Consider the following 12,932-nt stretch of genomic DNA (forward strand, 5'->3'; position numbering starts at 1 on the left):
CCGTAATTTTGTAGTTATTTATTTTTGGGGCAGGAAGATTGAACCCACGAATCCCATGGAAGGTATTTTTCCAAAAATTCAGGATGTGCTTCAAATTGTACACCAGGTAGATTTTTAAATAGAAATTGAAGATAACTGTATGCCTCCAATCCATTAGCTTTGGCTGTTTCAATTATACTATAAACGCTGCACTCGCTTCAGCACCTTTTGGACTTCTACTGAAAAGCCAGTTTTTTCTTCCTATGCTGAAAGGTCTTATACTATTTTCTGATAGGTTATTTGAAATAGCACAGTTGCCGTTCAACAGATAATTGATAAATCCTTCTTTATTGTTTACTGCATAATCTACAGCCTTTCCAAGTTTTGATTTGGGAAGGCCGCTGTACCTTATGGAATCAAGCCACCTAAGGCCTCCAGAATAGGTTTTTCCTTTTCAAGACACTTGGTTTTTCGTTCGTCCGGCGTAAGTTTCTCTATTAATTTTTCTTCTGAAAAGAGCTGATTGCAAAAGTCAATTCCTCTTGCTGGAAGTGTAGCTTCAGGACTTTTTATATCCTTCGGAAGTGCTTCCATAAAATATCTCCTAAGTTGTGTCCAGCACAGATACCTCGTTATTTCCAGAATTTTGTTATAGCCCTTATAACAATTCGTGTGGAGATGCCCTTTAAAACCTTTTAAAAATTTCTTTGCACAATCTCCACTTTTTGAAGTCTTATAGTCAAACAGTCTATTGGTGTCTGGCTATCTGCATATGTGCTGTATACACACATATAGGATTCTGATGCGTTTTTCCTCTCAGGTTCCATAAGTATCCGTACTGGAGTTTCATCTGAATGAGGGTATTTTTCTTCTATGAGTTTTTGACGCATCAGATTTGTAAGTGGCATCAGCCAGTTTCTGGATGTAACCATAATCCAGTTACTCATAGTTGCAAGGTTTGGCCTTACATTTTCCAGCACCTTTATAAAATTTTTAATTAAACTGTATGAAGTACTGTTGTGAATTTTAAGCACAGCAGAACCTAAACGAACTATAATATCAGCCTGGGCTGTTTCCCGGAGAGACATAGGTTTACATCTTGAGAAATGGTATTCGATAATTTAGAAGTATCTACAGGAACTATTTGTTTCTGCGAGTTTATGGAAGGAAGGGCTTCACAGGCAGCAGCACGTATTTTTTTCAACCAGTAATAATACCTGGTAGTCCTAATACCATTTTCTAAGTGGCATGATTTCACAGTATGCCCACTGCTACGGCATTCACGTATGATTTTGATCCACTCATTCATTCTATACGCTTGAGTCGCTTTTTGTATATCTATCTAAAACCTCCTTTTAAAGTTTTTAAAGTTAACTTTAAAAACTTTAAAACTTATTTTAGGTGATTATGTCACACTTTTTAGTGCTTTCCATCCACTTTCTTATTATTAATCATAGTCCCCTTATAACATCCTTCGAATTCACTGCATTATTATTAGAATCATAAGCTTTTATAGTTATTATTGTTCCTGGATTTATTGCATTTACATCATATGAAAATGTTCCATCAGATTCTATATTTACATCTGTAGGATTCCCCTTCACAAAAACTTTTACCGAAGTAACTTTTTTAGTGTCAATTTTTCCACTTATAGCTGTAGTTAATCCTTTGTAAGATGGTGTTACTAGCCAATCTACAACTGCCATTGCATTTATAGTTTTACCTTTATAGTATGTTTTTAGTTGATCCACATATTTATTCATTTTTGAATATTTTTCTTTATCCTGCATATCTTTCTTGAATTTCAGTGCAAGGGTTACATTGTTGTCATCATGAGTTATGTAGGCATAATCTAAATCATCATCTTTTAATATTTTATTAACTATAGATTTATCTGTATTATTTGGTTTTACCCCTTTATCCTTCATAATTTTATCAGATGCTTGTGATCTTTTATTGAAATTATTTTTTTGATAACTATAGTATCCACCAATTGCTACTACTATTATGGCTACTATTATTATTACTTTTGTTTGCTTCTTCACTTAAACTCACCTCCCTATCTCAATAATTATTATATTACTAATCATGAACTAATAAAATACTATTCACTACATTATTTAAATTCTGCGATGAGGTATTAAGTGTGGAATTTATTTAGTAGTTTGTATTATCTATGATCAAAAAATATTACTGAATTTCCTTATGATTGTTAAATAGTTATATCTATTATAACAACCCATGTTACTCCTATGTTACCTTTAAACTCATAATGACTCTATAGTAACTTTACTTTATAATTAAATAAATAAGCATGTTTTACTTAACTATTCTATATTTTTAATAACTGTGGGAAAATAACTTCCCACAGTTATTAATTAATTCATATTTTTTATTTTGAGGTTAACTAGCCTTTAAGAGAGTCCGGCCGAATTTACTTCTATTTTGTAATTTCAAATTGTTTTTCTCCAGACAATCGTCCTTCTTTTGTCTTAACCTGTATTTTATATTTTCCCTCTTTGAAGTTTACTAGTGGTGTTGCTATTCCATGCAGCATTTTATCATTACTAACTGTAACTTTTCCTTTGTAGACTTCATTACTCTTTAAACTGGTAATCCTAATACCATTTTCTAAACACCACGATTTCACAGTCTGTCCACTGCTGTGACATTCACTTATGATTTTAATCCACTCATTCATTCTATACTCTTGAATTGCTTTTTGTACATCCACCTAAGACCCCCTCTTAAAGTTTTTAAACTTTACTTTAAAAACTTTAAAACTTATTTTAGATGATTATCTCACACTTTCTTAGTGCTTTCTATCCACTTTCTTATTTGACGCATACGTTGGAATCGATAGAACGGTAATTTAGTGAGGTATTGAAGAATTTTTATACAGTGTATTTTCGTATTCTTTTGCAGCGAAATCAGAAAAGAACAGAAGAGTACCCCTAAAGGTACTCTCAGTTTTGATTTATTCATAATTTGTTCACGACCACCAAGGGCTGTTGTCAAACAAAGTGAGCTTGCTATAAAAACTGATATTTCTGTTTCCTATTAGTTAGCTCCTGCTGTTCCATTTACAGCTGTTAATGTTGTAAATCCAAGTAGAGTTGCTCCTGTTGCAGTATCAGAACCAGTTAAATTTACTTCTGCTGTTGCACCAGTTGCTGTACTCGTAATAACAAGCTTAGTACTAGATTGACTAACTGTATAATTTCCATTTAATGCTGTAGCATCAATATCTGATTGTAATGCACTTACTACTGAATTAATATTACTAGCCGCATCATAAGTTCCACCTAAAGCTGCAACATTAGTTAAAGTTACATCTGTACCTGCTATAGTAATCTTAGTTGCAGTATCAAATGCTACTGAACTACCTAAAATATTATCTGCAGTTTTAACTGCTGGTGTTGCTACTACATAAGCAACAGTTACTGCTGTAGCATCACTAAATTGTACTATTTTTCCACTTGCATCTACTTCTGCTACACCTATATGCCTACCATTATCAGCTGCAATTACACCATTATTTACTATTGCTGTCCAACTGCTGACATCTGTTCCAATACCAGGTGCTGGTACTGCATTTGCATCAGATGAAATTTTATATACAAATGTATTACCACTTACACTTGGCGCTCCTAATGTAATCTGTGTATTTCCATCATTTCCTGCTCCTAACGCATCTGCAAAAGTTAAGCCATTCTTCAATGCTGCTGGTGTTGTTGCATCAACTTTTGCCTTAACAGCATTATATCTAGCTGTTAATTGAGCTGTTTCTACAGCAGTTACGTTATTTGTAGTTAAATAATTTATAAATGAATCTAATGCTGCTTTAGCAGTTGCAACGTCAGCTTTAGCAGTTGCTAAATTTGTTGGATTTGTTAAGTCTGCTACTGCTGATGCTTCTGCTGTATAAATTGCTTGTTCAACTGAAACTTCTTGAGAATATACTGCACTACTATCAGCAGTCCAAGTGAGAGTCTTAGCACCACCATTCGTTAAAGTATCGTTAGCTGTTGTACTCTCTAAATAATTTGAAATAGTCAATACATGTGGTTGCTCTTTTCCATTTAGATATCCATCTGGTAATACTATTGTAATGGAATCTGATACTGAATCTTTATCGTCAAGACCAGCTATATTAGCTCTAATTTGTGTTCCAGTTGGAAGAGGCATTCCATCAAGCTGATAGTTTGATTGCTTCAATGCATTTTTAGCATCTCCAGTTATTGATATCGGCTCATTAAATTTAACATATACATAATCAGCTCCATCCCCTGTTAAAACCGATGAATCTTGATCATCAAGATCACCATTTGCATCAGCAAATGCCCAATTCACTGCAAATTTAGTAGTTGTTTGTGTTGGTCCATCAACTGTAAAGTCTTTGTTAGCAGAAGCTGCTGTATTTCCAACATCATCTGATATTGCTCTTACAACAAGTGTCCATTGTCCAGCATCAAGAGACGTTGCTGGTACTACCGATATTGTTTTATCATATGGATCAGCAGATGCACTTACAGTTCCATCAATTGTTTTACTTCCATCCTTTTTAATAAACTGAGCTGTTACAACTGGAATTTTATCAACTTGCCCTTGTGAGAATGTTGGTAGTCCATCAGATGTAGTAGTTCCATCCATAGAAATTTTTACTGGTTCTGACATAGTTACTTTATATCCAGTTACACCTCCGCCAGCATTTTTAACTTCAGCTATGTCATTTATAACTGGTGAATTAATATCTGGAGTTGTCATAGATCCTTCCAGTGTAAGTGCTATGTCAGCATTTTTAATTCCATTTGCTGCTGCAGCAACGCTGTCTTTAGCTATGAATAATCTATAATTATCGTTATAATAATTTAAATGAGTATTAGTTGTATCATAAACGACTGAATCTGTCCAGTCTTTAGTAACTTCAATCTTATAGCTTGAAGTGCCAGCTATAGGTGTTACCTGTAAAGCTTGAGCAGCATACGCATCCCAATTTCCCGTTGTTTTATTATATTTTTGTAACTGAAGTTTTCCAACTGTTAAAGGTGAAACTAAGTCTTTATCAAATGTAACAACATATTGTTCAGGAGATTGAACTTCAACTGTTGCATTTGGTGCTGTTACATCTACAGGTATATCAAAATCAAGAGTTTGCGTACTCATAACGTTATTTCCGACATCTGTCAAATTAGCCCAATCACCTATACTTGAACCTTGAATTGAATGAGTACCTGATTTGAAGTATATTTGGTTTCCATCTTTATCTTTTCCAAGAGTTATTGTTACTACATTTCTTGTATCTGTACCAGCTTTAATGCCATTTGGTTGATCTATACTATAGAAATCTCCAACTGTGGCAGTTGCAGTTGTACCTGATACTCCATATAAAGGATCATCTATTCTTATACCATCAATTACCCAGTTGTTTAGTGCATTTGCTGAATTACTATTAACAGGTTCTGAGAAAGTAACTTTTAATGTTTTTAATCCTTCTCTGGCAACACTTAACATAGCCGGTTTTCTAGCATCTGTCAATTTGCATGATTTTTCACTATTTACTGTTAATGTTCCTGTCTTATCAGAAAAATTTACTAATAGGTTAGCATTATCTGTTAAGTTGCTTGCTAATATTAATTGAAGTGCTTTTGAGTTTCCTTCTACAGGTAATACTCCAACAACATTTATAGAACTTCCACCTGTTAAATCATTTGCTACATTAGTTTTTACTGTAGCAGTTGCTTTGGAAGCATCTAATTCATATGTTCCAGAAGTTACAAACTTTGTAATATCAACATCTTTATTAAAGTATGCTATTACTCTATCAGCTTGTGCTGCTTGAACCTCAGTCATAGTAGCTCCAACTGTTTCATCTTGTATTGTTGGATTTGGATCTAATACTATTGTTTTTTCAGCTTTTAAGCCTATTAAGTTTTTGTTTGCTGCCTCTACTACAGTTGCAGTAATATCAGCAGGTTTTACTGAATCTAAAGTTTCTGAAGTAAATAAATTAGTAGCAACACCATTTTGAACTGTTACTCTTTGGTTCGCAAGTGTACCAAAAGTTGCTGTAAATGCTACTTCTACTTTATCAGCATCTGTCATTACATTTCCATTAGCATCTTTTAATGTAAAAGTTATTAATGTACTTGATAAACCATCAGCCTTTAATACTGTATCTTTCAGAGTTACTTCAGGAGTAAATAATGATATAGCATCTGGCATTGTGAAATCTTTTGTTACATCTGGTTGAGTAACTGCATTAACTTTTAATCCTGTTGCTTTAACAGTATAACTTTTACCAACTTCTAGACCAGTTACATCAAGGATAACTGAAGTCTTATCAGAACTTAATGTAGCTGAATTAACTGTAACTCCTGCTATTGCGAAATTTGCGGCTGTTGCATCATCTACTGCAACAGACAACTTAATATTCAATTTACTATCTGTAATAGCACTTACTGAACTTACAGCCAATGTCTCATCATCAGGTGTAGCAGGTGTATAACCATTTAATTCATCCGACGTCGCAGAAGTTGCACCTGCAGTTATAGCTTCAGTTAAAGCTGTATTTACATCTCCACCATTGCCTATTACGTTAACAAACGCATCATTAGCTTTTACATAATCAAGGTATTGTCCAGTAGTTACTTCTTTTATTATAGTGTCACCGTTGTCCATTTCATCTTGCAGCTTGTTAGCCAATGTTGCATTACTTCTCAAATCAGATTGTGAATACTTTAACTGTTTAGTTTGATTGTAGAAATCTCCTGCTTGAGCATGTACAATCACAGGTATTGAAGCAACAACTACAGACAAAGCTGCACTTGACATCACTTTATATGGTAATTTCATCTTTATTTCCCTCCAAATATAAGCATATTTTACTTAACTATTCTATATTTACTACGTCAAAATCTTCTTCTAGTGTGGCATCACCAAAACTGTCAATTCCAGTTGTGGTTTTATCTATTTTTACATTCTGTGATGATGTAGCGGATATTAAGGCTTCTTGTACTGTCATACTGCTAAGCAAACTTATAAATAAATTATTTGCTGCATTGTAATCTATGACGTTACCATCATTTAATTCTTTTCCAACAATATCTCCACTATCCATCTCATCCTGTAATTGTTGTGCTAAAGCCTTGTCCGCTACCAAATTAACTCTGCTGTATTTAGTTCTTTTGGTAATATTATAGAAATCCCCTGATGCAGCTTTAGCAATATTTGTTATAGTCATAGATGAGAAAATTGGTAAAAATATAAATATACCTATTATTAATTTAAGTTTCCTCATGACAAATCTCCATATTTTATATAGCCATGGGGAAAGAACTTCCCCATGCTATTAATTAATTTATAGTCCTCTTGTAACATCCGCTGAATTTACTTCATTATTATTGGAATCATAAGCCTTAATAGTCACTTTTGTTCCCATAGCTATTCCGCTTACGTCATATGAGAAAGTTCCATCAGATCCTATAGTTACATCTGTAGGAGTCCCATCCACAACAGCTTTTACTGAAGTAACTTTTGTAGTATCAACTTTTCCAGCTATAGTTGTAGTTACTCCTTTATAAGATGGTGCTGTTACCCAATCTACTGTAGTTGAAGAAGTACTTACAGTAAGTGTAAATGTTGGTGAAGTAAGCCCTGCTGCATCTGTAGCTGTTATTTTATACGTTCCTGCTGCTGGAGAATATTCAGTAGGATCAGAAATTGTAGTTCCATCCTCCAATTTATAAGTAAGACTAGTTGCAGCAGTTTCATTATCACTAAAATATTCAGTTAAATTAATGGCACTACCCTCTGCTATTGTTTTGGTTGAACCCTGTGTAAGTGTTGGAGCTACGGTATCTGGATTACCCTCTGTTATCTGAATCTTAACTCCCTTATTATCAGTGTTTGTAGGTTCATAGTAAGCATTCTTTCCATTTCCATCTTTAACTGTTGCTATTCCAGGAGATGCCACAGGTTTAACTGTAATTGTATCTCCCTTTGCAAATTTCTTGCTCTCAGTAGTATCAAATGTAAATCTAACAGTATTATTAACTCCATTTGCATCCGCTACTACATCTGCTCTATCTGCATCTGCATTAGTTCCATCTATACTGAATGTAAAGTCTCCTGCTTTAACACTGTTTACATCAATTGGAGTATCAAATACAACTTTAACTACTGCATTTGTACCTGCTTCTGCAGTCCAAGTCTTTGAATTCTTGATATCATCTACAATTGTTCTAGGAGCTGCCTCATAGAAATATGGTTTTACTGTTCCTCCAGTTGTAACTGATTGGCCAGTTACATCCTTAGTTTCAGAATTTTCTTTAATGGCTAATACTGCTTCTACACCCTTTGCCTTAATCTTATTAATATTGGTAGTAGGATCGCTGCTGTCGTTATCATCACTCTCAAATGTAAGTGTTATTTTCTTTCCATCACAGCTTGCAGAATCTGCTTCAATACCATTCAAAGTAAAATCTGAAGCATATACCTTATCTGAATCTATCGGAAGATCAAAAGTTACGTCAGCTTTCAAATCATCTCCATCATAACGTACTTTCAATGAATTAGCTTTAACTTTTGCACCTGTCTCTGAAACAGTTACATCACCGCCATAACTTCCAACTTGAAGAGTATTTCCATCAGCATCCTTTACTTTTGTTGCGTAAATGGATTTTATTTTATATTCATCTGATTTAGTAGAATCCGGATCAACAGTAAGAGAAGTATCACTTAAGTCAATAGTTACACTCTTATTATCTGAGCTTGCTGTAGCCTTTGCACTGGTTGGAAGAGTTTTTGTAGTCCCCTCTTTATTTACATATTCATAGCTGCCCTCGTCATTAAGAGTGCCTGAATCCATCTCTTTATTAAATACTAAAGTAACCTTGTTTTCTTCTCCTACTCTATAAACTCCCACTACTTCTGCATTTACATCCTCTGAACCGTCAAATGTAGTTTCATAGTCATCCATCACATTAGGAGTAGAAGCTGTATCCTGAATATTTTTAATTGTTATAGTATAGGTTGAATCAGTCAATTTATATTGTTTTCCATCATCATCCTTACCTAACTTAAGATCAAATACACTTCCAGTAGATGAAGTACTGCTTGCTGTATCTCCTGCAACTTTTATGCTCTCTATTTGTGATGTTACATCCGTACCATCACCATCTTGTAATTTATAGTTTGATGTATTTCTACCATACTTAGCATCTACATCTTTACTGAATCTTACCCTTATTGTGCTGTCATCAAGAGCATAAACAGAAGTTACAAAAGGTTTGCTGCTATCTTCTGTCAATTCAAAGGACTCGTAAGTATCTTCTTCAATATTATTTCCATAGGCATCTTTTACACTGTCATCAATATATAATTTATTTGAACCCTTGTTAAGACCTGCTACAGTAAGTTTAACCTGAGTATCATCTTTTTTCAGTTCTGCCTTTGTTATATCTGCATCTCCATTATTTATTTCATAATAGCTTAATTTTACAGCAGTTTTTGCATCCATAGGTCTGTCAAAGTTTATATACACTTTTCCATCATCATTAGCAGTTATGCTTGTTATTTCAGGTGTAGTACTTAATTCATCTACATTAAAGTCTTCTGTAGTTTCTGCTACTGGGAATCCTGCTGCATCTTCTAGTGCACTTTCATCACCTTCAGAAACCTTGAAAGTATTGTTTCCTGTAGGTATCTTTGAATCGAAATAGAACTCAAGCTTATTTGTCCAATAATCTCCATCGTCATCTTGAACAGCATCTTTTGCCTTAGTATAATCTACACTTGTATTTAATCCATAAGCTGATAAATTTTTATCATTTATTTTAAATTTGCTGTAAGCTCCACTTCCATTTTCATTGCTGCCCACATTAACAGGCTCTGAAAATTCTACAGTTATTTTATTATTTCCTCTGACGTCTACTGAGTCTACACTAGGTGCAGTAGTGTCATTAAATGTTACCTCTTCAGTAAATTCAGGAATAGTACTTGCTTTGTCTGCATTCAATATTCCCTTTTTAACAGTTACTTCCACAACATCAGACTGTTTCCTTGCATCTTTAAGTGTGATTAAAACAGTTTTGTTGTCATCTTGTAATACCGCAACATCTTCACCATCTACAAGTGTTGTTCCATCAACTTTGTAATTACTTTCATCTTCTGCTGTATCTGAATCAACTTCCTGACTAAATACAATTTTTATCTGTCTTAATCCAACAGTGTTAATAGAACTAACTTCTGGAGTAACATCGCCACCGTCCTGTCCAATGATTTTTGCGATTTCACCATATAGAGTATCTGAAATAACTCCAGTTCCACCTATTACATTTATATTTACACTGGAATTATCCTTATACACACCTTCAATATAATCCTTCGCATTATCAGTTGCATCTGAAGTGTCTTTGTCAACTAATACAAGCGGTGCAGTATATTTTCCAGCTAGTGCCGATGCAACTAAAGCATCTGCATATAGGTTGTCTGGTGTTGCAGGGCTTGCATTTGCCACGTATAATTTATCGTTTTCCAAACTATCTGCAAATTCATTTAATACATTTAAGTTAGTTGCAAATCTATCTGTTCCTCCATCTACTCTAGTGCTAGCTCCAAGAGCATTGTAGATGGCATCATTTATAACATTTTTAGTTCCAACCACTGTAACCTTTGAACTATTGTCTTTTACAAATTTAATAACTGATTGGATTGAACTTTCATTGTTGTTTGCAAGTAATAATATCTGTCCTTTTGCTGCTGCTACTGGTGCTACTGATAGTGCATCTGAGAATCCTTCTCCCCCAACTACCAATACATCGCTGGCACTAACACCTAATTCAACTAACTTTTCAGCTACTGCTACATTAGTTTCATATCTGTTAGCTCCACCAAGTTCTACTAGATTATAATCGGTTTTTAAGTTATTTCTTATGCTCTGTGAAATTGATGCATTTCCACCGATAACATATATGTTCTTTGGTTTTAATTGTTCTATTGCACTTTCTGCATCTGAACTAAGTGTATCTGGTGTAGTTAAAAGTATTGGTGCATCCAATTTTTTAGCCAATGCAGAAGCACTTACTGAATCCGCATATCCTTCTCCTGATACCAATACTACATTATCAGTAGTTGTCCAGTTTGACTTAGCCACCTGGGCAGCTGTTGCATATCTGTCAGCACCACTTGTCCTTGATATACTTGCTGATGCTGCTTTAACTGGACCAGCTGATAAAGCTGTAGTTAAAACTAAAGACATAAGTGCAGCACTTGCAAGTGCCTTTGTACCTTTTTTACTCATATTGTAATACCCTCCTCGATTAAGTGAATTTTAATTAAAATTCTTTCTCTTTATTTAATAAAAAATTATTAAATATATATAATATATATTTTATAATATATACTTTCTTAAAATGTATGTCCAAGTACTATAAGTATATACACATACCTATGTACAATTTTAAATTTATATACTTAATACTTATACTGCTTGGTCAACATTTATGAAACAAAAATCATTATACCATGTAATTAACAATATATGCTACCAATTACATGCAATTTTAAGCTAATTTTTATAAAGATTTAACGTTTTTACGCTATTTCTAACAATTCATTCCTTATTATAGCATAATAAATCCATAATTTCTACAGTTTATATACTATGATAAATAATTTATTAATTAGAATTTGTAATCTACAATCCAATTATACAACAACATTTCTAATTTTTCCATACCTTAATTAATAGTAATTTAAGGCCCTATAAGAAATATATTCCTAAATATACTGCCTAAAAATAAAAGGCATAATTTAATTATACTTGGACTAATGATATATTATTCTACATAATGTGTAAAAATCCTCTTTTATTCAATGCCTATAATTTCTAAATCATCATTATTTTTAAGCACTGCTTCTATTTCTGAAGAAACAGAGGAAGTTCCACCTACTATTATTATATTGGAATCATCAGTTGCATTTGATAATATGTAACTATTAGCATTAGTTACCTGTGTACTTCCCGCACCTACTCCTGTAAGTACAAGTGGTGAACCAGTCTTGGCTGCAGCTGCTGATGCTACCAGTGCATCTGCAAATTGATCCTGGGTTGATCCTCCTGCGGCTACATATATATTTGTAAAGTCCAGTCCCCCATTTTCTTTAAAATAATTCAGCACTGCAATGTTGGTTGCAAATCTATCTGCAGTATCATTGGTTACTTTAGTTCCACCTACAGAGGCTACTACAGACTGGGGAAGTACTCCTTCTCCACCAACCGCTTGTATTGCCAGACTCTTTGAGGTTATTACATCTTTAACTACAGATGCTACCTCTTTTGTGGAAGCAAATAATACGGGATATCCTTTTTGCGCTGCAATGGAAGCCACGGAAAGGGAATCTGCATATCCATCCTGTCCATTTACCAGCATGGCAGTTTTTTGATTGCTCATTTCAAGTACTCTTTCAGCTACTTCTGCATTAGTACCCATTCTAGTGGTATCCGTAGTTCCTGCTATACGTTCTACTTCATAATTGTCCTCTAATGTATTTTCTATGTCTTCAGATACTACTCCTGTACCTCCTACTATGTATATCTTGGTGGCACCTAAACTTTTTATAGTTGAAGCAACTTCTGTTTCCAATGTTTGTCCATGAGTCAGAAGTATAGGTGCATTGAGCTGTTTTGCAAGCGGTGTTGCACTTACTGCATCTGCGTAGCCATATCCATTTACAAGTATTACATTATCACATTTGTTAAATAAATCTAATGCAACTTGGTTTGCAGTACCTATTCTTCCCCCATCACCTCCATCTGTTCTCTTTACTGCCGCTGCATACACGCTGCCACTTCCAATTGCTGCCGACAAAACCAATGCAGTTAGCATGGAACTTAAAAATCTTTTCTTATTTGCCATCAGTTTACCTCTCCTCCAATTAATTATTAAATA

At 34.1% G+C, this 12,932-nt stretch carries 8 protein-coding genes and 1 pseudogene; all 9 read right to left on the reverse strand.

All coding sequences use genetic code 11. The features are described 5' to 3' along the window. Positions 1-14 precede the first annotated feature (14 nt). Positions 15-149, reverse strand: a complete 135-nt coding sequence (locus CKL_RS20020; protein WP_172634772.1) for a hypothetical protein — start codon at positions 147-149, stop codon at positions 15-17. 23 nt (positions 150-172) lie between these two features. Further along, a pseudogene (gene tnpC / locus CKL_RS21845) lies at positions 173-1,067 on the reverse strand (IS66 family transposase). Continuing rightward, positions 1,031-1,288, reverse strand: a complete 258-nt coding sequence (gene tnpA / locus CKL_RS21850) for an IS66 family insertion sequence element accessory protein TnpA (RefSeq protein WP_242652496.1) — start codon at positions 1,286-1,288, stop codon at positions 1,031-1,033. Before tnpA ends, tnpC begins: the two are co-directional and overlap by 37 nt. 142 nt (positions 1,289-1,430) lie before the next feature. Then, complete coding sequence (locus CKL_RS15095; RefSeq protein ID WP_012103445.1) at positions 1,431-2,024, reverse strand: hypothetical protein; 594 nt, start codon at positions 2,022-2,024, stop codon at positions 1,431-1,433. A 395-nt stretch (positions 2,025-2,419) separates the two neighbouring features. Further along, positions 2,420-2,713, reverse strand: coding sequence for a hypothetical protein (locus CKL_RS21855; protein WP_012103446.1), 294 nt, complete (start codon positions 2,711-2,713; stop codon positions 2,420-2,422). 326 nt (positions 2,714-3,039) lie between these two features. Beyond that, complete coding sequence (locus CKL_RS15105; RefSeq protein ID WP_012103448.1) at positions 3,040-6,834, reverse strand: hypothetical protein; 3,795 nt, start codon at positions 6,832-6,834, stop codon at positions 3,040-3,042. A gap of 37 nt (positions 6,835-6,871) precedes the next feature. Next, positions 6,872-7,279 carry a hypothetical protein gene (locus CKL_RS15110; protein ID WP_012103449.1) on the reverse strand — a complete coding sequence of 136 codons (408 nt, stop codon included), beginning with the start codon at positions 7,277-7,279 and terminating at the stop codon, positions 6,872-6,874. 60 nt (positions 7,280-7,339) lie between these two features. After that, positions 7,340-11,281 (reverse strand): cell wall-binding repeat-containing protein, encoded by a 3,942-nt coding sequence (locus CKL_RS15115; protein WP_012103450.1) that lies wholly within the window; start codon positions 11,279-11,281, stop codon positions 7,340-7,342. 568 nt (positions 11,282-11,849) lie between these two features. Further along, positions 11,850-12,899, reverse strand: a complete 1,050-nt coding sequence (locus CKL_RS15120) for a cell wall-binding repeat-containing protein (protein ID WP_012103451.1) — start codon at positions 12,897-12,899, stop codon at positions 11,850-11,852. Positions 12,900-12,932 lie beyond the last annotated feature (33 nt).

This window comes from Clostridium kluyveri DSM 555 (genome assembly GCF_000016505.1).
GTDB lineage: Bacteria > Bacillota > Clostridia > Clostridiales > Clostridiaceae > Clostridium_B > Clostridium_B kluyveri.

Excerpts from the sequence above, each read along its gene's own strand:
- tnpA (WP_242652496.1), bottom strand. The coding sequence starts at position 1,288 with ATGAATGAGTGGATCAAAATCATACGTGAATGCCGTAGCAGTGGGCAT.
- CKL_RS15105 (WP_012103448.1), bottom strand. The coding sequence starts at position 6,834 with ATGAAATTACCATATAAAGTGATGTCAAGTGCAGCTTTGTCTGTAGTT.
- CKL_RS15110 (WP_012103449.1), bottom strand. The coding sequence starts at position 7,279 with ATGAGGAAACTTAAATTAATAATAGGTATATTTATATTTTTACCAATT.
- CKL_RS15115 (WP_012103450.1), bottom strand. The coding sequence starts at position 11,281 with ATGAGTAAAAAAGGTACAAAGGCACTTGCAAGTGCTGCACTTATGTCT.
- CKL_RS15120 (WP_012103451.1), bottom strand. The coding sequence starts at position 12,899 with ATGGCAAATAAGAAAAGATTTTTAAGTTCCATGCTAACTGCATTGGTT.